Genomic DNA, 25,972 nt, shown 5'->3' with positions numbered 1-25,972 from the left:
CCGGCCACCCCGGCGGCACGTTTCTGCTGAGGCGGTGGGGGCTCAGAGCTCCTCGTGGGACGCCACCGCGCGGCGGGCGTCCGCGTCCAGGACGCCCCAGCTGATCAGCTGCTCGGTGAGGACCGAGGGCGACTGGTCGTAGATGACGGCGAGTGTGCGCAGGTCGTCCTGGCGGATCGAGAGCACCTTGCCGTTGTAGTCACCGCGCTGCGACTGGATCGTGGCCGCGTACCGCTGGAGCGGGCCCGCCTTCTCGGCCGGCACCGTGGCCAGCCGCTCCAGGTCCAGGACCAGCTTCGGCGGCGGCTCGGCGGCGCCGCCCGGGGTGGTGCCCGGCAGCAGCTCCTGCACGGGGACGCCGTAGAAGTCCGCCAGCTCGGCGAGGCGCTGCACGGTCACGGCACGGTCGCCGCGCTCGTACGAACCGACCACGACGGCCTTCCAGCGGCCCTGGGACTTCTCCTCGACACCGTGGAGGGAAAGGCCCTGCTGGGTGCGGATGGCCCGGAGCTTGGCCCCGAGCTGTTTGGCGTATTCGCTGGACATATGGCTCCCCGGACAAGGTGTCGACGCGGCAGGCTGTGTTGTCGGCCGCGCGGCTGGTAACTCACTGTGAGGTTACGCAGCGTTACTCTGCTGCGTCAAGCCGAATGGTCCGCACCGACTCTTCCGTGGTATTCGCCATCCATTACGCCGAGCGGGTGATCGATGTGCGGCAGACGGGTGACGGGGGAGTGTCAGGGGGGCCATCGAAGAGGTTCTGTGAGCCTGCTACCGTAGGTGGCGCATATCCGACGTCCTTTAAAGTCCGTCCCGTGAGGCGGAGAAGGGGGTCCGTTTCGTATGGACAAGCAGCAGGAAAAGGAACAGGACAAGCAGCAGGATGCCCGGCCCGTTCTCGAAGGGCCCGACATCGCGCGGGTGCTGACCCGCATCGCCCACGAGATCGTCGAACGCGCCAAGGGCGCCGACGACGTGGTGCTCCTCGGCATCCCGACCCGCGGCGTCTTCCTCGCCCGGCGGCTCGCCGACAAGCTGGAGCAGATCACCGAACGCAAGATGCCGGTCGGCTCGCTCGACATCACCATGTACCGCGACGACCTGCGCATGCACCCGCCGCGCGCCCTGGCCCGTACCGAGATCCCCGGTGACGGCATCGACGGCCGCCTCGTCGTCCTCGTCGACGACGTGTTGTTCTCCGGCCGCACCATCCGCGCCGCCCTCGACGCGCTGAACGACATCGGCCGCCCGCGCGCGGTGCAGCTCGCCGTACTCGTCGACCGCGGCCACCGCGAACTGCCCATCCGCGCCGACTACGTCGGCAAGAACCTCCCGACGTCGCTGCGGGAGACGGTCAAGGTCCAGCTCGCCGAGGAGGACGGTCGCGACACCGTGCTGCTCGGTGCCAAGCCGGCCGCCCCGGGCGCCCACCCGTAGCAGCCCGCGTACGCACCCCTTCGTGCCGTACGCGTGCTCGGCGCGCCCCCGCACGCGCCCGGCCGCCCGAATTATCCCGCTCTTCCGCATGAATCGCCCTACGGAGCCTGACAGATGCAGCGTCATCTCATCTCGGCCGCCGACCTCACCCGCGACGACGCCGTCCTGATCCTCGACACCGCCGAGGAGATGGCCCGGGTCGCGGACCGGCCGATCAAGAAACTGCCCACCCTGCGCGGCCGTACCGTCGTCAACCTCTTCTTCGAGGACTCCACCCGGACCCGGATCTCCTTCGAGGCCGCCGAGAAGCGGCTGTCCGCGGACGTCATCAACTTCACCGCCAAGGGATCCAGCGTCTCCAAGGGCGAATCCCTCAAGGACACCGCCCAGACCCTGGAGGCGATGGGCGTCGACGCCGTCGTCATCCGGCACAGCGCCTCCGGCGCCCCCTACCGTTTGGCCACCTCCGGCTGGATCGACGCCGCCGTGGTCAACGCCGGGGACGGCACCCATCAGCACCCCACCCAGGCCCTGCTCGACGCCTTCACCATGCGCCGCCGCCTGGTCGGCCGCGACGCCGGGCTCGGCAAGGACCTGGACGGCCGCCGGATCACGCTCGTCGGCGACATCCTGCACAGCCGCGTCGCCCGCTCCAACGTCGACCTGCTGCACACCCTCGGCGCCGAGGTCACCCTCGTCGCCCCGCCCACCCTGCTGCCCGTCGGCGTGGAGACCTGGCCCTGCGAGGTCTCCTACGACCTCGACTCCACGCTGCCCAAGTCCGACGCGGTGATGCTGCTGCGCGTGCAGCGCGAGCGGATGAACGCCGCCTTCTTCCCCACCGAGCGCGAGTACTCCCGCCGCTACGGCCTCGACGGCGACCGGATGGCGAAGATGCCCGACCACGCCATCGTGATGCACCCCGGCCCCATGGTCCGCGGCATGGAGATCACCGCCGAGGTCGCCGACTCCGACCGCTGCACCGTCGTCGAGCAGGTCGCCAACGGCGTCTCCATCCGGATGGCCGTCCTCTACCTGCTGCTCGGCGGCAACGAGCCCGCCGTGTCCCACGCCCGCCCCACCGAGGAGAAGTAAGAACATGAGCAAGACCCTGATCCGCGGTGCGAAGGTGCTCGGCGGCGAGCCGCAGGACGTCCTGATCGACGGCACGGTCGTCGAGGCGGTCGGCACGAACCTGTCCGCCGAGGGCGCGGAGGTCGTCGAGGCCGACGGCAAGGTGCTGCTGCCGGGCCTGGTCGACCTGCACACCCACCTGCGCGAGCCCGGCCGCGAGGACTCCGAGACCGTCCTCACCGGCACCCGCGCGGCGGCCGGCGGCGGCTACACCAACGTCTTCGCCATGGCCAACACCTTCCCGGTCGCCGACACCGCCGGCGTCGTCGAGCAGGTCTGGCGGCTCGGCCAGGAGTCCGGCTACTGCGACGTGCAGCCCATCGGCGCCGTCACCGTCGGCCTGGAGGGCGCGAAGCTCGCCGAGCTGGGCGCCATGCACGAGTCCGCGGCCGGCGTGACCGTCTTCTCCGACGACGGCAAGTGCGTCCACGACGCCGTGATCATGCGCCGCGCCCTGGAGTACGTGAAGGCCTTCAACGGCGTAGTCGCCCAGCACGCCCAGGAGCCCCGGCTCACCGAGGGCGCCCAGATGAACGAGGGCGTCGTCTCCGCCGAGCTGGGCCTCGGCGGCTGGCCCGCCGTCGCCGAGGAGTCGGTCATCGCGCGGGACGTGCTGCTCGCCGAGCACGTCGGCTCCCGCGTGCACATCTGCCACCTGTCGACCGCCGGGTCCGTCGAGATCGTCCGCTGGGCCAAGTCCCGCGGCATCGACGTCACCGCCGAGGTCACCCCGCACCACCTGCTCCTCACCGACGAGCTGGTCCGGTCGTACAACCCGGTCTACAAGGTCAACCCGCCGCTGCGCACGGAGCGCGACGTCATGGCGCTGCGGGAGGCGCTCGCCGACGGCACGATCGACATCGTCGCCACCGACCACGCCCCGCACCCGCACGAGGACAAGGACTGCGAGTGGGCCGCCGCCGCCATGGGGATGGTGGGCCTGGAGACCGCGCTGTCGGTGGTGCAGGAGACCATGGTGGACACGGGCCTGCTGGACTGGGCCGGCGTCGCCGACCGGATGTCCTTCAAGCCCGCGCAGATCGGACAGGCCACCGGACACGGCCGTCCCGTCTCGGCCGGTGAGCCCGCCAACCTCACCCTCGTCGATGCGGCATACCGTGGCCAGGTGGACCCCGCGGGCTTCGCCTCGCGCAGTCGCAACACCCCCTACGAGGGGCGTGAGCTGCCGGGCCGTGTGACGCACACGTGGCTGCGGGGCAAGGCCACGCTCGTCGACGGGAAGCTCACGTGACATCTGTAGCACCGGTAATCCTGCTGGCCGCCGAGAAGGAATCGGCGGAAGTGACCGACTGGGCCGCCCGGGCCGGCTGGGTCGTCGGCCTCGGCCTCTTCGTCGCGCTCGTCTACTGGCTGATGCGCGAGGGCTGGAAGTGGCGCGGCACGCTCCAGGGCGACCTGCCCGAGCTGCCCGGCGCGCCGGACGAGCCCGGTCCGGCGAAACTGGGCATGAGCGGCCGCTACCACGGCTCCACCACGGCAGGGCAGTGGCTGGACCGCATCGTCGCGCACGGCCTGGGCACCCGCAGCCGGGTCGAGCTCACCCTGACGGACGCTGGACTGGACGTCGTACGCCCCGGCGCGGCGGACTTCTTCGTCCCCGTCGCCGCGCTGCGCGAGGCCCGGCTCGACAAGGGCATCGCCGGCAAGGTCCTCACCGAGGGCGGCCTGCTGGTCGTCACCTGGGCGCACGGCGACAAGCTGATCGACTCCGGCTTCCGCTCCGACCACGCGGCCGAGCACAACGAGTGGGTCGAAACACTGAACGACATGATCAACAAGACGGAAACGGAAGGCGCACGATGACGACCTCCACCAGGGGAGCCCACCGGACTCCCGCCGTACTCGTCCTGGAGGACGGCCGGACCTTCCGCGGCCGTGCCTACGGGGCCGTGGGGGCCACCTTCGGCGAAGCCGTGTTCTCCACCGGCATGACCGGCTACCAGGAGACCCTCACCGACCCGTCGTACCACCGCCAGGTCGTCGTGATGACCGCCCCGCACGTAGGGAACACCGGGATCAACGACGAGGACATGGAGTCCAGGAAGATCTGGGTCTCCGGGTACGTCGTGCGCGACCCCGCGCGCGTGCCCTCCAACTGGCGCTCGACCCGCTCCCTCGACCAGGAACTGGCCGCCCAGGGCGTCGTCGGCATCTCCGGCATCGACACCCGCGCCCTCACCCGCCACCTGCGCGAGCGCGGCGCCATGCGGGTCGGCATCTTCTCGGGCCAGGCCCTGCCCGACGAGGGCACCATGCTCGCCGAGGTCCGCCAGGCCCCCGAGATGAGCGGCGCCGACCTGTCCGCCGAGGTCGCCACCACCGAGGCGTACGTCGTCCCCGCGATCGGCCCCGACGGCGAAGCCGTCCCGATCGGCACCGCGAAGTTCACCGTCGCCGCCGTCGACCTCGGCATCAAGGGCATGACCCCGCACCGCATGGCCGAGCGCGGCATCGAGGTGCACGTGCTGCCCGCCACGGCCACCGTCGACGACGTCTACGCCGTCGAGCCCGACGGCGTGTTCTTCTCCAACGGTCCCGGCGACCCGGCCACCGCCGACCACCCGGTCTCCGTGATGCAGGGCGTCCTGGAGCGCGGTACCCCGCTCTTCGGCATCTGCTTCGGCAACCAGATCCTGGGCCGCGCGCTCGGCTTCGGCACCTTCAAGCTGAAGTACGGCCACCGCGGCATCAACCAGCCCGTGCAGGACCGTACGACCGGCAAGGTCGAGGTCACCGCGCACAACCACGGATTCGCCGTCGACGCCCCGCTCGACCAGGTCTCCGACACCCCCTACGGCCGCGCCGAGGTCTCCCACGTCTGCCTCAACGACAACGTGGTGGAGGGGCTCCAGCTCCTCGACCGGCCGGCCTTCAGCGTCCAGTACCACCCCGAAGCGGCGGCCGGTCCGCACGACGCCGCGTACCTGTTCGACCGCTTCGTGAAGCTCATGGAGGGCCAGCGTGCCTAAGCGCACCGATATCCAGTCCGTCCTGGTCATCGGCTCCGGCCCGATCGTCATCGGCCAGGCCGCCGAGTTCGACTACTCCGGCACCCAGGCGTGCCGCGTGCTCAAGGCCGAGGGCCTGCGCGTCGTCCTGGTGAACTCCAACCCGGCGACGATCATGACCGACCCGGAGATCGCCGACGCCACCTACGTCGAGCCGATCACCCCCGAGTTCGTCGAGAAGATCATCGCCAAGGAGCGGCCCGACGCACTCCTGCCCACCCTCGGCGGCCAGACGGCCCTCAACACCGCCATCTCCCTGCACGGCAACGGCGTCCTGGAGGAGTACGGCGTCGAACTGATCGGCGCCAACGTCGAGGCCATCAACAAGGGCGAGGACCGCGACCTGTTCAAGGAGGTCGTCGAGGAGGTCCGCAAGAAGATCGGCCACGGCGAGTCCGCCCGGTCCTACATCTGCCACTCCATGGACGACGTCCTCAAGGGCGTCGACGCGCTCGGCGGCTACCCCGTCGTCGTCCGCCCCTCCTTCACCATGGGCGGCGCCGGCTCCGGCTTCGCCCACGACGAGGACGAGCTGCGCCGCATCGCCGGGCAGGGCCTCACCCTCTCGCCGACCACCGAGGTGCTCCTGGAGGAGTCCATCCTCGGCTGGAAGGAGTACGAGCTGGAGCTGATGCGCGACAAGAACGACAACGTCGTGGTCGTCTGCTCCATCGAGAACTTCGACCCGATGGGCGTGCACACCGGCGACTCGATCACCGTGGCACCCGCCATGACGCTGACCGACCGCGAGTACCAGACCCTGCGCGACGTCGGCATCGCGATCATCCGCGAGGTCGGCGTCGACACCGGCGGCTGCAACATCCAGTTCGCGGTGAACCCCGAGGACGGTCGCGTGATCGTCATCGAGATGAACCCGCGCGTGTCCCGCTCCTCGGCCCTCGCCTCCAAGGCCACCGGCTTCCCCATCGCCAAGATCGCCGCGAAGCTCGCCGTCGGCTACACGCTGGACGAGATCCCGAACGACATCACGCAGGAGACCCCGGCCTCCTTCGAGCCGACCCTCGACTACGTGGTCGTCAAGGCCCCGCGGTTCGCCTTCGAGAAGTTCCCGAGCGCCGACTCCACGCTGACCACCACCATGAAGTCGGTCGGCGAGGCCATGGCCATCGGCCGGAACTTCACCGAGGCCTTCCAGAAGGCGCTGCGCTCGCTGGAGAAGAAGGGCAGCCAGTTCACCTTCGTGGGCGAGCCCGGGGACAAGCTGGAGCTGCTGCGGGAGGCCGTGCGGCCCACCGACGGCCGCATCAACGCCGTCATGCAGGCCATCCGCGCGGGCGCCACACCCGAGGAGGTCTTCGAGCACACGAAGATCGACCCCTGGTTCGTCGACCAGCTCTTCCTGATCAAGGAGATCGCCGACGAGCTGGCCGCCGCGCCCGAGCTGACCGCCGACCTGCTCGCCGAGGCCAAGCGGCACGGCTTCTCCGACCAGCAGGTCGGCGAGATCCGCGGGCTGCGCGAGGACGTCGTCCGTGAGGTCCGGCACGCGCTCGGCATCCGCCCGGTCTACAAGACGGTCGACACCTGCGCCGCCGAGTTCGCCGCCAGGACGCCGTACTTCTACTCCGCCTACGACGAGGAGAGCGAGGTCGCGCCGCGCGAGAAGCCGGCCGTCATCATCCTCGGCTCCGGCCCGAACCGCATCGGCCAGGGCATCGAGTTCGACTACTCCTGCGTCCACGCCTCCTTCGCGCTGTCGGACGCCGGGTACGAGACCGTGATGGTCAACTGCAACCCGGAGACCGTCTCCACCGACTACGACACCTCCGACCGGCTGTACTTCGAGCCGCTCACCCTGGAGGACGTCCTGGAGATCGTCCACGCGGAGCAGCAGGCGGGTCCCGTCGCGGGCGTGATCGTCCAGCTCGGCGGCCAGACCCCGCTGGGCCTGGCGCAGGCGCTCAAGGACAACGGCGTGCCGGTCGTCGGCACCTCGCCCGAGGCCATCCACGCCGCCGAGGACCGCGGCGCCTTCGGGCAGGTCCTCGCGCAGGCCGGGCTGCCTGCCCCCAAGCACGGCACCGCCACCACCTTCGCCGGGGCCAAGGCCATCGCCGACGAGATCGGCTACCCGGTCCTGGTGCGGCCCTCCTACGTCCTCGGCGGACGCGGCATGGAGATCGTCTACGACGAGACCCGGCTGGAGGCGTACATCGCCGAGTCCACCGAGATCAGCCCGTCCCGGCCGGTGCTGGTCGACCGCTTCCTGGACGACGCGATCGAGATCGACGTCGACGCCCTGTACGACGGCGAGGAGCTGTACCTCGGCGGCGTCATGGAGCACATCGAGGAGGCCGGCATCCACTCCGGCGACTCGGCGTGCGCCCTGCCCCCGATCACGCTGGGCGGCTTCGACATCAAGCGGCTGCGCGCCTCCACCGAGGGCATCGCCAAGGGCGTCGGCGTGCGCGGCCTGATCAACATCCAGTTCGCGCTGGCCGGGGACATCCTCTACGTCCTGGAGGCCAACCCGCGCGCCTCGCGCACCGTCCCCTTCACCTCGAAGGCGACGGCGGTGCCGCTGGCCAAGGCCGCCGCCCGGATCTCGCTGGGCGCCACCATCGCGGAGCTGCGCGCCGAGGGCCTGCTCCCGGCGAACGGTGACGGCGGCACCCTGCCGCTGGACGCGCCGATCTCCGTCAAGGAGGCCGTGATGCCGTGGTCCCGCTTCCGGGACATCCACGGCCGCGGCGTCGACACGGTGCTGGGCCCGGAGATGCGTTCCACCGGCGAGGTCATGGGCATCGACTCCGTCTTCGGCACGGCCTACGCCAAGTCGCAGGCGGGCGCGTACGGGCCGCTGCCGACCAAGGGCCGCGCCTTCATCTCGGTCGCCAACCGCGACAAGCGCTCGATGATCTTCCCGGCCCGCGAGCTGGTCGCCCACGGCTTCGAGCTGATGGCCACCTCCGGCACCGCCGAGGTCCTCAAGCGCAACGGCATCAACGCCACCGTCGTGCGCAAGCAGTCCGAGGGCACCGGCCCGAACGGCGAGAAGACCATCGTCCAGCTCATCCACGACGGCGAGGTCGACCTCATCGTCAACACCCCGTACGGCACCGGCGGCCGCCTCGACGGCTACGACATCCGGACGGCGGCCGTGGCCCGCTCCGTGCCCTGCCTGACCACGGTCCAGGCGCTGGCGGCGGCGGTGCAGGGCATCGACGCCCTCAACCACGGCGACGTGGGAGTGCGCTCACTCCAGGAACACGCCGAATTCCTGATCGCGGCCCGCGACTAGCAGCCCCGAGGGGGACACCGGAAACGGTGTCCCCCTCTTCATGAGCCCCAGCGCACCACAGAGGCCTCACGAGGACACATGTACAAGATCTTCTTCAAGCTCGTCTTCTCCCGCATGGACCCGGAGCGCGCCCACCACCTCGCCTTCCGGTGGATCCGTCTCGCCGTCCGCGTCCCCGTCCTGCGCACCTTCGCCGCCGCCGCGCTCGCACCCCGGTACAAGGAGCTGCGCACCGAGGCCCTGGGCCTGCGCATGCACGGCCCGTTCGGGCTCGCCGCCGGCTTCGACAAGAACGCGGTCGCGATCGACGGCATGGCGATGCTCGGCTTCGACCACGTCGAGATCGGCACCGTCACCGGCGAGCCCCAGCCCGGCAACCCCAAGAAGCGGCTGTTCCGCCTGGTGGGCGACCGGGCACTGATCAACCGCATGGGCTTCAACAACGACGGCTCGCTGACCGTCGCGGCCCGCCTGGCCTCCCGCACGCCCGTCTTCCGGACCGTCGTCGGCGTCAACATCGGCAAGACGAAGGCCGTCCCGGAGGAGGAAGCCGTCGGCGACTACGTGAAGTCCGCCGAGCGGCTGGCCCCGCACGCCGACTACCTCGTCGTCAACGTCTCCTCGCCCAACACGCCCGGCCTGCGCAACCTCCAGGCCACCGAGGCGCTGCGCCCGCTGCTGAGCGCGGTCCGCGAGGCCGCCGACCGCGCGGTGACCGCCCGGCGTGTCCCGCTGCTGGTCAAGATCGCGCCCGACCTCGCCGACGAGGACGTGGACGCGGTCGCCGACCTGGCCGTGGAGCTGGGCCTGGACGGCGTCATCGCCACCAACACCACCATCGCCCGCGCGGACCTCGGCCTGACCTCCTCGCCCGCGCTGGTCGGGGAGACCGGCGGTCTGTCCGGCGCCCCCCTCAAGGCGCGCTCCCTGGAGGTGCTGCGCCGTCTGTACGCGCGCGTGGGCGACCGGATCACCCTGGTCGGCGTCGGCGGCGTCGAGACGGCCGAGGACGCCTGGGAGCGCATCCTGGCCGGCGCCACGCTGGTCCAGGGCTACAGCGCGTTCATCTACGAGGGTCCCTTCTGGGGCCGTGCGATCCACAAGGGGCTCGCCGCGCGCCTGCGGCAGAGCCCGTACGCCACCCTCGCCGACGCGGTCGGCGCCGACGTAAGGAAGCACGCATGACGGTGATGGAACCCTTCGGTGCCCGGCTGCGCCGCGCGATGGACGAGCGCGGTCCCCTGTGCGTCGGCATCGACCCGCACGCCTCCCTGCTCGCCGAGTGGGGCCTGAACGACGACGTGGCCGGGCTTGAGCGCTTCAGCCGCACCGTCGTGGAGGCGACGGCCGACCGGGTCGCCGTCCTCAAGCCGCAGAGCGCCTTCTTCGAGCGCTTCGGCTCGCGCGGCGTCGCGGTCCTGGAGAAGTCGGTCGAGGAGGCGCGGGCGGCCGGTGCGCTGGTCGTCATGGACGCCAAGCGCGGCGACATCGGCTCGACCATGACCGCGTACGCCGAGTCGTTCCTGCACAAGGACGCGCCGCTGTTCTCGGACGCGCTGACCGTCTCCCCGTACCTCGGCTACGGCTCCCTGAGGCCGGCCGTCGACCTGGCGCGCGAGAGCGGCGCGGGCCTGTTCGTGCTGGCGCTGACCTCCAACCCGGAGGGGGGCGAGGTCCAGCACGCCGTCCGGGGGGACGGGCGCAGCGTAGGGGCGACGATGCTGGCGCACCTGGCCGCCGAGAACGCGGGGGAGGAACCGCTGGGCTCCTTCGGCGCGGTGGTCGGTGCCACGCTCGGTGACCTGTCCTCGTACGACCTGGGCATCAACGGTCCGCTGCTCGCGCCGGGCATCGGAGCCCAGGGGGCCACGCCCGCGGATCTGCCGCGCGTGTTCGGTGCGGCGGTGCGCAACGTGGTGCCCAACGTCAGCCGGGGTGTCCTTCGTCACGGCCCCGACGTGGCCGCTTTGCGGACGGCCGCCGACCGCTTCGCGGCGGAGATCCGGACCGCGGTCACGGCGTCCTGACCCTGAATACATCCTCAAATCAGAGGGAGTATGTCCCAAATGTCCGTCCTGACGGAGGCTGACCAGGACTTTTCCGCTGTTCTCGCTGACTCTGGCGGACTTGACCGCTAGTCTCCGTCGAGAGTCAACGGGCGAGCGTGTTGCTCGTGGCTCACCAGGTGAGGGGCGACTAGGTTCCTCACCGGTCCGTATCCGACAGTTCGACATCCGAGGTGACGTAGGCGTGGCTCTTCCGCCCCTTACCCCTGAACAGCGCGCAGCCGCGCTCGAAAAGGCCGCCGCGGCTCGCCGGGAGCGGGCCGAGGTCAAGAATCGACTCAAGCACTCCGGCGCCTCCCTCCACGAGGTCATCAAGCAGGGTCAGGAGAACGACGTCATCGGCAAGATGAAGGTCTCCGCCCTCCTCGAGTCCCTGCCGGGCGTGGGCAAAGTCCGCGCCAAGCAGATCATGGAGCGACTGGGCATCTCCGAGAGCCGCCGCGTGCGCGGTCTCGGGTCCAACCAGATCGCGTCCCTGGAGCGCGAGTTCGGCAGCACCGGCAGCTGAGTCCGGACCACTCCGGGATTGCTGGAATAATCGCTGCATGGCTGCAACACCCCGGGGGACGTCCCCCGTACCCCCGGACGCACGTCCGCGGCTGACCGTGCTCTCCGGCCCCTCGGGGGTCGGCAAGAGCACGGTCGTCGCCCATATGCGCAAGGAACACCCCGAGGTATGGCTGTCGGTCTCGGCGACGACCCGCAGGCCCCGCCCCGGCGAGCAGCACGGTGTCCACTACTTCTTCGTCAGCGACGAGGAGATGGACAAGCTGATCGCCAACGGCGAGCTGCTGGAGTGGGCCGAGTTCGCCGGCAACCGCTATGGCACGCCGCGTACGGCCGTGCTGGAGCGCCTGGAGGCCGGTGAGCCGGTCCTCCTGGAGATCGACCTCCAGGGAGCGCGGCAGGTCCGCGAGTCCATGCCCGAGGCCCGGCTGGTGTTTCTGGCCCCGCCCTCCTGGGACGAGCTGGTGCGCAGGCTCACCGGCCGGGGCACCGAACCGCCCGAGGTGATCGAGCGTCGCCTCGCCGCGGCCAAGGTCGAGCTGGCGGCCGAGCCGGAGTTCGACCAGACCCTGGTGAACACCTCCGTCGAGGACGTGGCGCGCGAGCTGCTAGCCTTGACGAACGTCGTGTGATCGCCACTGGTCACCCCGTGGTCATCCCGACCGAATCTTTCCCATCCATCGGAAGGTAGAGCGTGTCCTCTTCCATCTCCGCGCCCGAGGGCATCATCAACCCGCCGATCGACGAGCTCCTCGAGGCCACGGACTCGAAGTACAGCCTCGTGATCTACGCGGCCAAGCGGGCCCGCCAGATCAACGCGTACTACTCGCAGCTCGGCGAGGGCCTCCTCGAGTACGTCGGTCCGCTCGTCGACACCCACGTCCACGAGAAGCCGCTCTCGATCGCCCTGCGCGAGATCAACGCGGGGCTGCTGACCTCCGAGGCCATCGAGGGTCCGGCGCAGTAACACCGGCAACATCGGCGGTATTATTTTCAGCCTCACGCTGACTTATCCACAGGCCCGGCAGCCCGACTGTCGGGCCTGTGGTGTGTGATGGGTCGTACACGCAGCCCGAGCACGTGGTCCGAGCCGGCGCGTGGTCCGAGCGCGTTATCCGAGCCGGGGAGAGACGGTGGACAAGCCCAAGGTCGTTCTGGGGGTCAGCGGCGGCATCGCCGCGTACAAGGCCTGTGAGCTGCTGCGCAGACTCACCGAGTCCGGGCACGAGGTCCGGGTCGTCCCCACCGCCTCCGCACTGCACTTCGTCGGCGCCGCCACCTGGTCCGCGCTGTCCGGCAACCCCGTGTCGACCGAGGTCTGGGACGACGTCCACGAGGTCCCGCACGTGCGCATCGGCCAGCACGCCGACCTGGTCGTCGTCGCCCCGGCCACCGCCGACATGCTCGCCAAGGCGGCCCACGGCCTGGCCGACGACCTGCTCACCAACACCCTGCTCACGGCCCGCTGCCCGGTCGTCTTCGCGCCCGCGATGCACACCGAGATGTGGGAGCACCCGGCCACCCAGGAAAACGTGGCGACGCTGCGCCGCCGCGGCGCCGTGGTGATCGAGCCCGCCGTAGGCCGCCTCACCGGCGTCGACACCGGCAAGGGCCGACTGCCCGACCCGGGCGAGATCTTCGAGGTCTGCCGCCGGGTGCTCGCCCGCGGTGTGCGCGAGCCCGACCTCGCCGGACGGCACGTGGTCGTCAGCGCCGGCGGCACCCGGGAGCCGCTCGACCCGGTCCGCTTCCTCGGCAACCGCTCCTCCGGCAAGCAGGGCTACGCCCTCGCCCGCACCGCTGCCGCCCGCGGCGCCCGCGTCACGCTCGTCGCGGCGAACGCCTCGATGCCGGACCCGGCCGGCGTGGACGTGGTGCCGGTCGGCACGGCGGTGGAGCTGCGCGAGGCGATGCTGCGCGCCGCGGCCGACGCCGACGCCGTCGTCATGGCCGCGGCGGTGGCCGACTTCCGGCCCGCGACGTACGCCACCGGGAAGATCAAGAAGAAGGACGACCAGGAACCCGCACCGATCGTCCTGGTGCGTAATCCGGACATCCTCGCGGAGATCTCCGCGCCCCGGGCTCGCTCCGGCCAGGTGGTCGTCGGCTTCGCCGCCGAGACCGACGACGTCCTGGCCAACGGCCGGGCCAAGCTGAAACGCAAGGGCTGCGACCTCCTCGTGGTGAACGAGGTGGGGGAGCGCAAGACCTTCGGCTCCGAGGAGAACGAGGCGGTGGTCCTGGGCGCCGACGGCAGCGAGACACCGGTCGCCCACGGTCCCAAGGAAGCCCTGGCCGACACGGTCTGGGACCTCGTCGTCCGGCGGCTGGAATGAATGACCCATTTGCTCGAAGGAGCCGCGAAGACGACGCATTCGAGCGTGGCGCCCCTGGCCAAGGACGCTTCCTTCTGGGCAGAATGCCCGTGCCGCAGGTCACAGCCCTCCCGAGAGCTGAGACAGGTGGGCCCGCGGCAGAGTGCGACCGATAAACTGTTCTCGGACGTCGCCGGGTGCAGCTCCCCGTGCCGTCCACCAATGATCAGCCAGCAGCCGCTGCAACCCCAGGGAGCGTTGTGTCCCGTCGCCTGTTCACCTCGGAGTCCGTGACCGAAGGTCACCCCGACAAGATCGCTGACCAGATCAGCGACACGATTCTCGACGCGCTTCTGCGTGAGGACCCGACCTCCCGGGTCGCCGTCGAAACCCTGATCACCACCGGTCTGGTGCACGTGGCCGGCGAGGTCACCACCAAGGCCTACGCGGACATCGCCAACCTGGTCCGCGGCAAGATCCTGGAGATCGGCTACGACTCCTCCAAGAAGGGCTTCGACGGCGCCTCCTGCGGTGTCTCGGTCTCCATCGGCGCCCAGTCCCCGGACATCGCGCAGGGCGTCGACACGGCGTACGAGAACCGCGTCGAGGGCGACGAGGACGAGCTGGACCGGCAGGGTGCCGGCGACCAGGGCCTGATGTTCGGCTACGCGTCCGACGAGACGCCGACGCTGATGCCGCTGCCGGTCTTCCTGGCGCACCGCCTGTCCAAGCGCCTGTCCGAGGTCCGCAAGAACGGCACCATCCCCTACCTGCGGCCGGACGGCAAGACCCAGGTCACCATCGAGTACGACGGCGACAAGGCCGTCCGCCTGGACACGGTCGTCGTCTCCTCCCAGCACGCGAGCGACATCGACCTGGAGTCGCTGCTGGCCCCGGACATCAAGGAGTTCGTCGTCGAGCCGGAGCTGAAGGCGCTCCTCGAGGACGGCATCAAGATCGACACGGAGAACTACCGCCTCCTGGTCAACCCGACCGGCCGCTTCGAGATCGGCGGCCCGATGGGCGACGCCGGCCTGACCGGCCGCAAGATCATCATCGACACCTACGGCGGCATGGCCCGGCACGGCGGCGGCGCCTTCTCCGGCAAGGACCCGTCGAAGGTCGACCGCTCCGCCGCGTACGCGATGCGCTGGGTCGCGAAGAACGTCGTGGCCGCGGGTCTCGCCGCGCGCTGCGAGGTCCAGGTCGCCTACGCCATCGGCAAGGCCGAGCCGGTGGGTCTGTTCGTGGAGACCTTCGGCACCGCCAAGGTCGACACCGAGAAGATCGAGAAGGCGATCGACGAGGTCTTCGACCTGCGCCCGGCCGCCATCATCCGCGACCTCGACCTGCTGCGCCCGATCTACGCGCAGACCGCGGCGTACGGTCACTTCGGCCGTGAGCTGCCCGACTTCACGTGGGAGCGCACCGACCGCGTGGACGCGCTGCGCGAGGCCGCGGGGCTGTAAGGCCCCGGGCGCGCGGCGCCCGACGGCATGTGGCGAGGCCCGGTGTCCCTGAAGGGCGCCGGGCCTCGCCGCATGTTCCGGCGCCGGCCGTGCTGTCAGTGGTCTTTGCGAGAATGCAGGCGTGAGCAGCGAGAACGGACCGGAGCAGGGCGACGCGCAGGACGCGCCGCCCGAGCAGCTCGCGCTCATCCGGGAGACCGTGCGCAAGGCGAAGACCCCGCGGGCCAAGCCGCGCACCTGGCGCGGGGCAGCGCTCGCCAAGGAGCTGCCGGTCGCCAGGGTCCTCGTCGACAAGGGCGTGCTGCACCTCGACCGGTACTTCGACTACGCCGTACCCGAGGAGCTGGACGCCGAGGCCCAGCCGGGTGTGCGGGTGAGGGTGCGTTTCGGCGCCGGACGGCACCGGGTGCGGGACGGGCGGCGCGAGGGCGGCGGGCTCATCGACGGCTACCTGGTCGAGCGGCTGGCGGAGTCCGACTACGCGGGGCCGCTGGCCGCGCTGGCCCAGGTCGTCTCGCCCGAGCGGATCCTCGACGAAGAGCTGCTCGGCCTCGTCCGGGCGGTCGCGGACCGGTACGCGGGCAGCGTCGCCGACGTCCTCCAGCTCGCCGTACCACCGCGCAACGCGCGCGCCGAGAAGCGGGCCTCGCCGCAGCCTCTGTCCGCACCGCCGGTGCCCGAGCCGGGATCCTGGTCGCGGTACGAGCAGGGGGCCGCGTTCGTGGCCGCCCTCGCGTCCGGCGGCGCGCCCCGGGCGGTGTGGAACGCGCTGCCCGGCCCGCAGTGGACGGACGAGCTGGCACGGGCCGTGGCGGCGACGCTGGCCTCCGGCCGGGGCGCCCTCGTGGTCCTGCCGGACGGGCGGGCGGTCGCCCGCGCCGACTCCGCGCTCACCGAGCTCCTGGGCGAGGGACGGCACGCGGTGCTCACCGCCGACGCCGGTCCCGAGAAGCGGTACGCGCAGTGGCTCGCGGTGCGCCGAGGGGCCGTACGGGCCGTGATCGGGACCCGGGCCGCCATGTTCGCGCCGGTTCGGGACCTCGGTCTGGTCGCCCTGTGGGACGACGGCGACGACAGCCACAGCGAGCCGCACGCCCCGCAGCCGCACGCCCGCGAGGTGCTGCTGCTGCGCGCCGCCCAGGACCGGTGCGCCTTCTTGCTGGGCGGCTGGAGCTGCACCGTGGAGGCGGCCCAGCTCGTGGAGACCGGCTGGGCCCGGCCGCTGATCGCCGCGCGGGAGCAGGTACGGGCGGCCGTGCCGCTGGTGCGGACCGTGGGGGACCAGGACCTGGCCCGGGACGAGGCCGCCCGCGCCGCGCGGCTGCCCACCCTCGCCTGGCAGGCCGTGCGGGACGGGCTGCGGCACGGACCGGTACTCGTGCAGGTGCCCCGGCGGGGTTACGTACCCCGGATGGCCTGCGCGGCGTGCCGGACGCCCGCGCGGTGCAGGAACTGTTCGGGGCCCCTGGAGGGGCAGGAGTCCGGACCCGCCCTGCGGTGCGGCTGGTGCGGGCGCGAGGAGAACGCCTGGCACTGCCCGGAGTGCGGGGCGTTCCGGCTGCGGGCGCAGATCGTGGGCGCCCGCCGCACCGCGGAGGAGCTGGGGCGGGCCTTCCCGGCCGTGCCCGTGCGCACCTCCGGGCGGGAGCACGTGCTGGACACCGTGTCCGAGACCCCGGCGCTGGTGGTCAGCACCCCGGGGGCCGAACCCGTGGCGGAGGGCGGCTACGCGGCGGCGCTGCTGCTCGACGGCTGGGCGATGCTCGGCCGCCCCGATCTGCGTGCCGGAGAGGACGCGCTGCGGCGCTGGCTGGCCGCCGCCGCCCTGGTGCGCCCGCAGAGCGCCGGGGGCACCGTCGTCGCGGTCGCCGAGCCGACACTGCGGCCGGTGCAGGCGCTGGTGCGCTGGGACCCGGTCGGACACGCGCTGCGGGAGCTGGCGGAGCGGGCCGAGCTGGGCTTTCCGCCGGTGTCGCGGATGGCGGCCGTGGCGGGGCCGCCGGAGGCCGTGACCGGCTTCCTCGACGCGGTCGAACTGCCCCGGGAGGCGGAGGTGCTCGGCCCGGTGCCACTGCCGGTCACGCCGGCGGGACGACCGCGGCGGGTGGGGGCGCCGCCGCCCGGGGAGCACTGGGAGCGTGCGCTGGTCCGGGTACCGCCGGGCCGCGGGGCGGCGCTGGCCGGTGCGCTGAAGGCCGCTCAGGCGGCGCGGACGGCACGCGGGAGCGACACGGCGGTGTGGGTGCGCATCGATCCGCCCGACATCGGGTGAGGCGCGGACACGCCGCGGCCCCGCCGTCCCGGAGGGGTGCCGGGGAGGACGGGGCCGGTTCGACGTCTCGGTCTGCCGGTGCGGCTCAGCCGTTGCGCGGGCCGGGGAAGGCGGTCGGGCGGACCTCGTCGCGCAGGGACGGGCTGCCGGACGTCGGCTGGGTCGGCATCGAGCGGGCCGCCGGGACCGTGGGCACCGGGGGGAGGCCCGAGCCCACGTTGACCGGGTGGGTGGCCGTCGGCTCCGGGGTGTGCTCGGCGGCCTCGGCGGTGGACGCCGTCTGGGCTGCGGGGCGGCGGGAGCCGTAGCGCCGGTGCACCGCCTGCTTGGTGACGCCGAGGGCGGAGCCCACCGCGTCCCACGAGAAGCCGAGCGAACGGTCGAAGTCGACGGCGGCCGTGACCAGGGTCTCGACACTGTCCCGCAGCTCCTGGGCGAGACGGACGGTCGGGGCGGGGGCACGTCCGTAGACGACGAAGCCCGTGGAGGGGCCGGAGCGGCGCGGGCGGTAGACGTTGCCCAACTGGGCGGTGAGGGTGCGCAGTGCGTCCACCTGCCGGCGGACCCGCTCGATGTCCCGCACCAGCAAGTGCAGGCTGGCCCGAGCCTGGGCGTCGTGGGTTGCGTGGTCGGCCATGAACAAGCCTCTCGAACCGGCGTTGAAAGGAATCGGGCCGCGCGGGCGGCCCGGTGTGTCAACTCTTCCTTGACCAACGTGTGGGTGGGCTGTTGGTCACGGGGCGGGGCGTGGGGGTTTGTTCGTGCGCCCCCTCGGCCTTCGGCCTCGGGGGTCTCACACCCGCGCACCACCCGTTCGCCGTTGGTCGAGAGGTGAGCGTCTGCCGTCGTGGTGCTGCGCCGTCGGCGGCTTTCCGTGTCCTTTGGGCTCGTAGACTGGGGTGTTGCCCGCCATCGTCCCCGCCCGAGAGGCCCGTCCCACCCATGAAGCTCGTCTTCGCCGGTACCCCCGAGGTCGCCGTTCCCGCCCTGGACGCCCTGATCGCCTCCGGGCGGCACGAGGTGGCCGCCGTCGTCACGCGGCCGGACGCTCCGGCCGGGCGGGGACGCCGGCTGGTCGCCTCGCCCGTGGCCGAGCGGGCCGAGGAGGCGGGCATCGAGGTGCTCAAGCCCGCGAAGCCGCGCGATCCCGACTTCCTGGAGCGGCTGCGCGAGATCGCGCCCGACTGCTGCCCCGTCGTCGCCTACGGCGCCCTGCTGCCCCGCGTCGCCCTGGACGTGCCCGCCCGCGGCTGGGTCAACCTGCACTTCTCGCTGCTGCCCGCCTGGCGCGGCGCCGCCCCCGTGCAGCACGCGCTGATGGCGGGCGACGAGATCACCGGCGCGTCCACCTTCCTGATCGAGGAGGGCCTGGACTCCGGCCCCGTCTACGGGACGGTCACCGAGACCGTCCGACCCACCGACACCAGCGGCGACCTGCTGACCCGGCTGGCCTTCGCCGGAGCCGGTCTGCTCGCGGCCACCATGGACGGCATCGAGGACGACAGCCTCGACGCCGTTCCGCAGCCGGACGACGGCGTCACCCTCGCCCCGAAGATCACCGTCGAGGACGCCCGGATCGACTGGACCGCCCCGGCGCTGCGGGTGGACCGGGTGGTGCGCGGCTGCACTCCGGCCCCCGGCGCCTGGACCACCTTCCGCGGCGAGCGGCTCAAGCTCGTGCAGGCCGTTCCGCTGCCCGACCGGAGCGACCTCGCCCCAGGACAGCTCGCCGCCGGGAAGAACAACGTGTACGTCGGCACCGGCTCGCACGCCGTCGAGCTGCTGTGGGTGCAGGCACAGGGCAAGAAGCCGATGCGGGCCGCGGACTGGGCGCGCGGGGCGCGGATCACCGAGGGCGAGGTGCTCGGCGACTGACCCGCGTCTCCGCGCCTCCACCCCCTCCGCGCTTCCGCGCTTCCGCGTCTCCACGCCTCCGCTTCACCGTTCACCGGCCCGGCGTACGCTGGTGAGCGCCCTTCGTCCCACACCCGGAGCACCTTTTTCGTGAGCGAGCAGCCCCGCCGTCCCCGCAAGCCCGGCAAGCCCGGCAAGCCGTACCGCAGACCCCAGAAGGACCCCGTCCGCATTCTCGCCTTCGAGGCGCTCCGGGCCGTGGACGAGCGGGACGCCTACGCCAACCTGGTCCTGCCGCCGCTGCTGCGCAGGGCGCGGGAGAAGGAGGGCCCCGAGAAGTTCGACGCGCGGGACGCCGCCCTCGCCACCGAGCTCGTCTACGGGACGCTGCGGCGGCAGGGGACGTACGACGCGATCATCGCGGACTGCGTGGACCGGCCGCTGCGCGAGGTCGATCCGCCGGTGCTCGATGTCCTCGGCCTGGGCGTGCACCAGTTGCTGGGGACGCGTATCCCGAGCCACGCCGCCGTCTCCGCCTCCGTGGAGCTGGCGCGGGTCGTGCTCGGGGACGGACGGGCCAAGTTCGTCAACGCCGTGCTGCGCAAGGTCGCCCGGGACGACCTGGACGGCTGGCTGGAGCGGGTCGCCCCGCCCTACGACCAGGACCCCGAGGACCACCTGGCCGTCGTGCACTCGCACCCGCGCTGGGTCGTCTCCGCGCTGTGGGACTCGCTGGGCGGCGGCCGGGCGGGCATCGAGGAACTGCTGGCCGCCGACAACGAACGCCCCGAGGTCACCCTCGTCGCGCGGCCGGGCCGGGCCACCCGCGAGGAACTGCTCGGCGAGGAGGCCGCCGTACCGGGGCGCTGGTCGCCGTACGCGGTGCGGCTGAGCGAGGGCGGCGAACCCGGGGCCGTCGAGGCCGTGCGGGAGGGCCGCGCCGGTGTGCAGGACGAGGGCAGCCAGCTGGTCGCCCTGGCCCTCGCCAACGCGCCCCTGGACGGACCGGACCGGCGCTGGCTGGACGGGTGCGCGGGGCCCGGCGGCAAGGCCGCGCTGCTCGGCGCCCTGGCCGCCGAGCGGGGCGCCTTCCTGCTGGCCTCCGAGAAGCAGCCGCACCGCGCCGGGCTCGTGGCCAGGGCCCTGGACGGAAATCCCGGCCCTTACCAGGTGATCGCCGCCGACGGGACCCGCCCGGCGTGGCGGCCCGGGAGCTTCGACCGCGTTCTGGTCGACGTGCCGTGCACGGGCCTGGGCGCCCTCAGGCGCCGACCGGAGGCGCGCTGGCGGCGTCGCCCCGAGGATCTTGACGGCTTCGCCCCGCTCCAGCGCGGCCTGCTCCGCAATGCCCTGGAGGCCGTTCGGGTCGGGGGCGTCGTCGCCTACGCGACCTGCTCGCCGCACCTCGCCGAGACCCGCGCCGTCGTGACGGACGTCCTCAAGCAGCACCCCGGCACCGAGCTGCTCGACGCCCGGCCGCTGCTGCCCGGGGTGCCCGGCCTGGGCGAGGGACCCGACGTCCAGTTGTGGCCGCATGTGCACGGCACGGACGCCATGTACCTGGCGCTCGTGCGCCGGACCTCCTGAACGACGTCGGCCGCCGGCACGTCTAGCGTCTGCGCACCTTCACCCGCTCCCCGCCCGTCAGCTCCGGTTTCAGGTCCACCTGGACCTGATGGGTGGTCTGGTGGTCGACGGAGCCGCCCAGTTCCGCCGTCACCACGCCGATCCGGACGCCGCCCCGGCCGCTGCCCGCGCGGTGGACCTGCACGGTGAAGGTCAGGCTCACGTTCTCCACGGCGAAACCGAGGTCCCGGCCCTCGGCGTCGGCGCGGGCCTCCTCCAGCTCGCCCCGGATCCGGCCGATCACCTCGGCCAGTCCCACGAAACCCGGTTCGTTCGTCAATTCGCCTCCGTACAAAGCCCGTTCACTCTTGTCGCAGCAGTATGCGACAGGAGCAGACGCCCGTATAGTTCGCATATGGCTGCTGGCGGGGGAGGCCCGGCCGCCTCGCCGATGACGACGCCGAGCTGGGCGGTGCGGATCCGGGGAGCGGACGGGGAGATCGCGGGAGCCGGCATTCTGCTGACTCCGGAGTGGGTGCTCACCTGCGCCCATGTGGTGGACCGGACGGCGGACGCGATGACCGCGGAGTTCGTCGGCGCGGTCGGCCACGGCGTGCCCGCGGTCCCCGCCAGGCCGGAGCGCGACGCCTACGTGCCGGAGACGCTGGACGCCGACGGCGACCCCAGCGGCGATGTGGCACTGCTGCGGCTGGAGCGGCCCCGCCCCGTCGAGGAAACGGTTCGGCTGCACCGGCTGTCCGCACCCAACCGTGAGGTGCGGATGTACGGCTTCCCGTACCAGCACAACGGCGGCATCTGGTTCCGCGCCACCGCCGTCGGGGTCTGCGGACGCGACGGACAGGTCCAGCTGATCCCGGCCAGTCCCGGTGAGCTGGCCAGCCCGGGGTGCAGCGGTGCGGGCGTCGCCGACAGCGACACCGGCGAGGTCATCGGCATGGTGCTCAGCGGCCAGGAGGACCGGCACGGCAACCGGTTCTCCTTCATGAGTCCCGTCGAGACCATCGTGCGCCACCTGCCCCGGCTCGACCTCGTCACCACGGGTCCCAGCGCCGTCGACCCCCAACTGCGGTCCACCGCCGAGGACATACTCCCGGAGCTGCTCGACCGGCCGTTCGCCCAGCGCCTCGCCGCCTGGCTGCGCGACGACGGCAGCCAGGTGAAGATCAGCGTCGTCCGGCACGGCGACGCGGCGCGCGAGGCCACCCTGCGCCGCGCCATCACCCTCGCCGACCGCGAGTTGCGCACACCGGTCTCCGTCGACCGGGCCTCCCTCGACCCGCCGGGCACCGTTCCGTCGGCCGGTGGTCACGACCTCGCCGTCTACGCGGAGGGGCGGACCTCGGCCGGTATCGCCGAGCGGATCGCCGAACGCCTGGGACTGCCGCGGCACCCTGAGGAAGCTCCGCTCGACCGGATCCGGGCCGCGAGGACCAGCCTCAACCTGGTCGTCGTCGGAGTCGACGAGGCGGTCGATCCGCTCGGCGTGCTGGACCTGCTGGACGTGCTGCGCGCCGACGGCAGCCGTCTGCTGCTCGTCCTGCGCACGGCCGGGGACTGCCACCGTCGTGCCCGCGAGCAACTGCTCACCGGACCCGCGCGGGGACGGCGTGCCCGGCTCGTCGAGCGGCTGAAGGAGATCACCGGTCCGCGCGCCGAGGACCTGCGCGAACGCCTCGCCGCCGTGGTGCCCCAGGGCGTGCGTCCCCTCGACTCCGACCTGGTGGCCGCCCACGCCGCCCTCGCCGACCTGCTCCGCGCGGCGGGCGAAGCGGACCACGACGGGGGAGGTCTCGGGGACCCGGCTCCCGGACCCGGCCCGGACCTCGCGCGGTACGAGCGGCTGGCCGACCGGGTCGAGGGCCGGCTGGCGGCGGCCGTCGCGGCACTCGACCGGCTCCGCGACCGGCGCGACGAACTCGCCGGGCGCCTGCGGAGCTACCAGGTCCTGCACCAGCACTCCTTGCGGGGCGAGGAGGACCCGGTGGTGGACGGCCTCTACCTCCGGGCTCACACCCTGCTCCGGGCAAGGCCCTGCGACGTGCGCACGGCTGAAGCGGCGGTGGACGCCTACACCCGGCGCGTCGACGGCCACAGCGAAGGCGACGGACCGGGTGCCGGGAGCGGGCACGGAGCCGGGGACAGCCGCGGCGCCGGGGGTGGCTACGGATCCGGGGACGGGCACGGAGCCGGGGACGGGCCAGGAGCCCAGGCCGGTTACGGATCCGGAGGCGGCCGGGGAGACCAGGACGCCTACGAAGCCCGGGACGGGCTCGGCGGAGGCGACGGACCGGCCGCCCGGGACGACTACGGAGCCTGGGGCGGCCACGAGGCTGCGGACGGGCACGGGGCCGGGGGTGGGGGCGGCCACGGAGCGGGGCACGGCCACGCAGCCCGGGACGGCCGAGGAGCCCCGGATGGCCGCGGCGCAGGGAACGGACGGGGCGCTGGGGGCAGCCGCGGCGCAGGGGGCGGCCGCGGCGCAGGGGATGGCTGCGGCGGAGGGGACGGACGCGGCGGAGGGGATGCGTCATGACACCGAGAACGCCCCGGCACGACCCCCGGCCGCACGGGGAGCCCCCGGCATGAGCGGGAGAGCCTGCGCCAGAGCGGACTGCCAGGGCGGCCACATCATGGTCACCGGGTTCTGCGACACCTGCTTCCGCCGGCCCCTCGCACCCGAGCCCTCCGTCGCACGGCCCGACACCGGCCCGGTCGGCCCCGACGCGCCGGCCCGGCCCGCGCAGAGCTCAGGGGCCCCGACCGCCGGAGAGCTGGACCGCGACGGGCTGCTGGTCCTGCCCCACCTGCCCTCACCGGAGCCCTCCGAGGCCGCCGACACCGTCGCCCGGCCCCCCACCGGCGGCCGGCGCTGCGGCGTCGACAACTGCGCCGGCACCATCGGTGTCTCCTACGACGGCGGCCCCGCGCCCGACCACGGGTTCTGCCCGGAGTGCGGGACGGAGTACTCGTTCCGGCCGAAGCTGCGCCCCGGGGACCGGGTCGGCGGGCACTACGAGGTGCTCGGCTACCTCGCCGTCGGCGGCCACGGCTGGGTCTACCTCGCCGAGGACACCCGGGTGCCCGGCCTGCACGTGGTCCTCAAGGGGCTGATCAACACCGGCGACGCCGTGGCCCGCCGGGCGGCCGTCGAGGAGCGCCGCTCGCTCACCACGCTGCACCACCGGGACATCGTCCGCATCGTCACCCACGTCCAGCACCGGGCGCCCGGCGACGCCGAACCGACCGGCTACATCGTGATGGAGTACGTCGGCGGCCGGTCCCTGTCCTGGATCCGCTTCGCCCCGGAGGAGGAGCTGGCGCGGCTGTTCGGAGCCGGCGGCTTCGAGTTCGGGCACGTCATCACGTACGGCTGCAAGATCCTCGGCGCCCTGGAGTACCTGCACGACCGGGGTCTGCTCTACTGCGACATGAAGCCCGAGAACGTCATCCACTACGGCCGGGAGATCAAGGTCATAGACCTGGGCGCCATCCGCCGGATCGACGACCGCTCCTCCGGGCTCGTCCACACCCACGGCTACTCCCCGCCGAAGCGCGAACGCGACCGGCGCGGGCTCGACGTCGACAGCGACCTGTACACCGTCGGCCGGACCCTCAAGGTGCTCGCCGAACGCGCCACCCGGCCCGCCGGACTGGCCGCCCGCTCCTTCGAAGCGCTGATCCGCCGCGCCACCCACCCCGAGCCCGCCGCCCGGTTCCGTTCCGCGGCCGAGATGTCCCGCCAGCTGTGGGAGGTGCTCCGCGAGGACCAGGCCCTCGGCGGGCACGACCCGTATCCCGAGCGCTCCACCCGCTTCGAGCCGACCGCTGCGGTCTTCGGCGCCGCCCTCGGCACCGTCCCGGCGCTCCAGTGGTGGACGCGACGCCCCACAGCCGGGACCCCCGAGCTGCCCGCCGGCGCCCCCAAACCCCGGGCGGTGGCCCGCGCCCTGCCGGTCCCGCTCCCCGACGCCTCGGACCCGGCGGCCGTACTGCTCGGCGGGCTTGCCGCGGACACCCCCGACCGCATCGCCGAACGGGCGGAGGGCGACCCGGCGCTGCGGACCGTGGAGACGGCGCTGTGGCTGTGCCGCGCCTACCTGGACGGCGGGGACACCGCGCGGGCCGAGGCGTGGGTGGCCCGGGCCAAGGGGTGGAGCGGCGACTACGACTGGCGGATCTTCTGGCACCGGGGACTGGTCCACCTCACGCGCGGCGCGGTGGACAAGGCGGAGGACGAGTTCGCCGCCACCTACGCGGCGCTGCCCGGCGAGGCCGCGCCCAAGCTGGCGCTCGGCTACTGCGCCGAGTACCTGGCGGAGCGGGACCGCGAGCCCGCAGCCGGAGCAGCCGGACCGGCCTCAGCAGCCGGACCGGCCGGAGCAGCCGGAGCAGCCGGAGCAGCCGGACCGGCCGGACCGGCCGACGGGCAGACGGCCGCACGGATGCGGGCCCGTCACGCGCAGGCCGAGGAGTTCTACGCGGCCGTCCTGCGCCGCGACCCCACCCAGGGCAGCGCCGCCTTCGGACTGGCCCGCGTCCGGCTGCGCCGCGCCGGACGCCGGGCGGCCGTCGACGTCCTGGACGGCGTGCCGACCACCTCCCGGCACTACGACGCCGCCCGCGTCGCGGCGGTGCGGATCCTGACCGGCAGGCTGCCGGACCGGCCCGCCCCGCTCGCCGCCGAACTGCGCGAGGCCGCCGAGCGGCTGGCGGGGCTGCACCTGGACGGCAGCGGGTCCTGGGACCGGCTGGTGACCGAACTGCGCGAGCACGCGCTCGACTGCCGCCCGCCCGGCGGCTGGGGGAGCTGCTTCCTTGCCGGCGAGCTGTTCGGACCCGAGGACACCGAGGAGGCGCTGCGCAGGCTGCTGTCCGGGTCGCTCAGGCGCCTCGCCGACCAGGCGGGCGGCGTCGGCGAGCGCGGCGACCTGCTGGACACCGCGTACGCGGTGCTCCCGGCACCGGCCGGGCTGCGCGAGCTGGTGCGGGGGTGGCGGCGTACAGCATGAGCACGTGAGCACGTGAGGGTGCGAGGCAGCG

21 protein-coding genes are annotated in these 25,972 nt (G+C 72.8%); 18 read left to right on the top strand and 3 right to left on the bottom strand.

Translation table 11 applies throughout. The features are described from left to right. Positions 1-42: 42 nt before the first annotated feature. Positions 43-546 carry a transcriptional regulator BldD gene (bldD, locus tag C4J65_RS04180; protein WP_007447547.1) on the bottom strand — a complete coding sequence of 168 codons (504 nt, stop codon included), beginning with the start codon at positions 544-546 and terminating at the stop codon, positions 43-45. A 297-nt stretch (positions 547-843) separates the two neighbouring features. Between bldD and pyrR the strand changes: the two genes are divergently transcribed. From pyrR to C4J65_RS04110, 14 genes are all read left to right on the top strand, one after another. Then, the gene (gene pyrR / locus C4J65_RS04175; protein WP_115741153.1) at positions 844-1,437 is read left to right on the top strand and encodes a bifunctional pyr operon transcriptional regulator/uracil phosphoribosyltransferase PyrR; all 594 of its coding nucleotides are present in this window, start codon (positions 844-846) and stop codon (positions 1,435-1,437) included. A 114-nt stretch (positions 1,438-1,551) separates the two neighbouring features. Beyond that, the gene (locus tag C4J65_RS04170) at positions 1,552-2,532 is read left to right on the top strand and encodes an aspartate carbamoyltransferase catalytic subunit (protein WP_052837878.1); all 981 of its coding nucleotides are present in this window, start codon (positions 1,552-1,554) and stop codon (positions 2,530-2,532) included. 4 nt (positions 2,533-2,536) lie between these two features. Next, positions 2,537-3,823, top strand: a complete 1,287-nt coding sequence (locus tag C4J65_RS04165) for a dihydroorotase (RefSeq protein WP_115741152.1) — start codon at positions 2,537-2,539, stop codon at positions 3,821-3,823. Continuing rightward, the gene (locus tag C4J65_RS04160) at positions 3,820-4,395 is read left to right on the top strand and encodes a hypothetical protein (protein ID WP_115741151.1); all 576 of its coding nucleotides are present in this window, start codon (positions 3,820-3,822) and stop codon (positions 4,393-4,395) included. The genes C4J65_RS04165 and C4J65_RS04160 overlap by 4 nt, the downstream gene beginning before the upstream one ends. Beyond that, positions 4,392-5,561, top strand: coding sequence for a glutamine-hydrolyzing carbamoyl-phosphate synthase small subunit (gene carA, locus C4J65_RS04155; RefSeq protein ID WP_115741150.1), 1,170 nt, complete (start codon positions 4,392-4,394; stop codon positions 5,559-5,561). Before C4J65_RS04160 ends, carA begins: the two co-directional genes overlap by 4 nt. After that, a complete protein-coding gene (gene carB, locus C4J65_RS04150; protein WP_115741149.1) occupies positions 5,554-8,862 on the top strand; it encodes a carbamoyl-phosphate synthase large subunit in 3,309 nt (1,102 codons plus the stop codon). The genes carA and carB overlap by 8 nt, the downstream gene beginning before the upstream one ends. 78 nt (positions 8,863-8,940) lie before the next feature. Beyond that, complete coding sequence (locus tag C4J65_RS04145) at positions 8,941-10,047, top strand: quinone-dependent dihydroorotate dehydrogenase (RefSeq protein ID WP_115741148.1); 1,107 nt, start codon at positions 8,941-8,943, stop codon at positions 10,045-10,047. After that, a complete protein-coding gene (gene pyrF / locus C4J65_RS04140) occupies positions 10,044-10,889 on the top strand; it encodes an orotidine-5'-phosphate decarboxylase (RefSeq protein ID WP_162833008.1) in 846 nt (281 codons plus the stop codon). The genes C4J65_RS04145 and pyrF overlap by 4 nt, the downstream gene beginning before the upstream one ends. A gap of 223 nt (positions 10,890-11,112) precedes the next feature. After that, the gene (locus C4J65_RS04135; protein WP_003977346.1) at positions 11,113-11,436 is read left to right on the top strand and encodes an integration host factor; all 324 of its coding nucleotides are present in this window, start codon (positions 11,113-11,115) and stop codon (positions 11,434-11,436) included. A 37-nt stretch (positions 11,437-11,473) separates the two neighbouring features. After that, positions 11,474-12,067 (top strand): guanylate kinase, encoded by a 594-nt coding sequence (gmk, locus tag C4J65_RS04130; protein ID WP_003977347.1) that lies wholly within the window; start codon positions 11,474-11,476, stop codon positions 12,065-12,067. Positions 12,068-12,129: 62 nt separating this feature from the next. Then, the gene (gene rpoZ, locus C4J65_RS04125) at positions 12,130-12,402 is read left to right on the top strand and encodes a DNA-directed RNA polymerase subunit omega (RefSeq protein WP_003977348.1); all 273 of its coding nucleotides are present in this window, start codon (positions 12,130-12,132) and stop codon (positions 12,400-12,402) included. A gap of 166 nt (positions 12,403-12,568) precedes the next feature. Continuing rightward, positions 12,569-13,771: a bifunctional phosphopantothenoylcysteine decarboxylase/phosphopantothenate--cysteine ligase CoaBC gene (coaBC, locus tag C4J65_RS04120; RefSeq protein ID WP_115741147.1), complete on the top strand. Its 1,203-nt coding sequence runs from the start codon at positions 12,569-12,571 to the stop codon at positions 13,769-13,771. Positions 13,772-14,010: 239 nt separating this feature from the next. Continuing rightward, on the top strand, positions 14,011-15,219 hold the full coding sequence (metK, locus tag C4J65_RS04115; RefSeq protein ID WP_087810371.1) for a methionine adenosyltransferase: 1,209 nt from the start codon (positions 14,011-14,013) through the stop codon (positions 15,217-15,219). 121 nt (positions 15,220-15,340) lie between these two features. Further along, entirely contained in the window at positions 15,341-17,491 is a 2,151-nt protein-coding gene (locus C4J65_RS04110) for a primosomal protein N' (protein ID WP_115741146.1), read from the top strand. 85 nt (positions 17,492-17,576) lie between these two features. Here the strand turns inward: C4J65_RS04110 and C4J65_RS04105 are convergent, their stop codons facing one another. Next, complete coding sequence (locus C4J65_RS04105) at positions 17,577-18,128, bottom strand: hypothetical protein (RefSeq protein WP_115741145.1); 552 nt, start codon at positions 18,126-18,128, stop codon at positions 17,577-17,579. A gap of 305 nt (positions 18,129-18,433) precedes the next feature. Here C4J65_RS04105 and fmt point away from each other — a divergent pair, with 305 nt between their 5' ends. After that, the gene (gene fmt, locus C4J65_RS04100) at positions 18,434-19,366 is read left to right on the top strand and encodes a methionyl-tRNA formyltransferase (protein WP_115741144.1); all 933 of its coding nucleotides are present in this window, start codon (positions 18,434-18,436) and stop codon (positions 19,364-19,366) included. A gap of 129 nt (positions 19,367-19,495) precedes the next feature. Then, complete coding sequence (locus C4J65_RS04095) at positions 19,496-20,932, top strand: transcription antitermination factor NusB (RefSeq protein ID WP_115741143.1); 1,437 nt, start codon at positions 19,496-19,498, stop codon at positions 20,930-20,932. 22 nt (positions 20,933-20,954) lie between these two features. Here C4J65_RS04095 and C4J65_RS04090 read toward each other — a convergent pair whose 3' ends face one another. After that, entirely contained in the window at positions 20,955-21,251 is a 297-nt protein-coding gene (locus C4J65_RS04090) for a trypco2 family protein (protein WP_205350953.1), read from the bottom strand. A gap of 75 nt (positions 21,252-21,326) precedes the next feature. Here C4J65_RS04090 and C4J65_RS37015 point away from each other — a divergent pair, with 75 nt between their 5' ends. Next, on the top strand, positions 21,327-23,465 hold the full coding sequence (locus tag C4J65_RS37015) for a serine protease (protein ID WP_115741141.1): 2,139 nt from the start codon (positions 21,327-21,329) through the stop codon (positions 23,463-23,465). Positions 23,466-23,514: 49 nt separating this feature from the next. Further along, a complete protein-coding gene (locus C4J65_RS04080) occupies positions 23,515-25,941 on the top strand; it encodes a tetratricopeptide repeat protein (protein WP_162833007.1) in 2,427 nt (808 codons plus the stop codon). Positions 25,942-25,972 lie beyond the last annotated feature (31 nt).

This window comes from Streptomyces sp. CB09001 (assembly GCF_003369795.1).
In the GTDB taxonomy this organism is placed as follows: Bacteria; Actinomycetota; Actinomycetes; order Streptomycetales; family Streptomycetaceae; genus Streptomyces.
The sequence above is the reverse complement of the archived record's forward strand: the minus strand, read 5'-3'. Positions and strand labels throughout refer to the sequence as shown.

Bases quoted from the DNA above. Each gene is read 5' to 3' on its own strand.
- bldD (WP_007447547.1), bottom strand. From the start codon at position 546: ATGTCCAGCGAATACGCCAAACAGCTCGGGGCCAAGCTCCGGGCCATC.
- pyrR (WP_115741153.1), top strand. From the start codon at position 844: ATGGACAAGCAGCAGGAAAAGGAACAGGACAAGCAGCAGGATGCCCGG.
- C4J65_RS04170 (WP_052837878.1), top strand. From the start codon at position 1,552: ATGCAGCGTCATCTCATCTCGGCCGCCGACCTCACCCGCGACGACGCC.
- C4J65_RS04165 (WP_115741152.1), top strand. From the start codon at position 2,537: ATGAGCAAGACCCTGATCCGCGGTGCGAAGGTGCTCGGCGGCGAGCCG.
- carA (WP_115741150.1), top strand. From the start codon at position 4,392: ATGACGACCTCCACCAGGGGAGCCCACCGGACTCCCGCCGTACTCGTC.
- C4J65_RS04145 (WP_115741148.1), top strand. From the start codon at position 8,941: ATGTACAAGATCTTCTTCAAGCTCGTCTTCTCCCGCATGGACCCGGAG.
- pyrF (WP_162833008.1), top strand. From the start codon at position 10,044: ATGACGGTGATGGAACCCTTCGGTGCCCGGCTGCGCCGCGCGATGGAC.
- gmk (WP_003977347.1), top strand. From the start codon at position 11,474: ATGGCTGCAACACCCCGGGGGACGTCCCCCGTACCCCCGGACGCACGT.
- C4J65_RS04105 (WP_115741145.1), bottom strand. From the start codon at position 18,128: ATGGCCGACCACGCAACCCACGACGCCCAGGCTCGGGCCAGCCTGCAC.
- fmt (WP_115741144.1), top strand. From the start codon at position 18,434: ATGAAGCTCGTCTTCGCCGGTACCCCCGAGGTCGCCGTTCCCGCCCTG.
- C4J65_RS37015 (WP_115741141.1), top strand. From the start codon at position 21,327: ATGGCTGCTGGCGGGGGAGGCCCGGCCGCCTCGCCGATGACGACGCCG.
- C4J65_RS04080 (WP_162833007.1), top strand. From the start codon at position 23,515: ATGAGCGGGAGAGCCTGCGCCAGAGCGGACTGCCAGGGCGGCCACATC.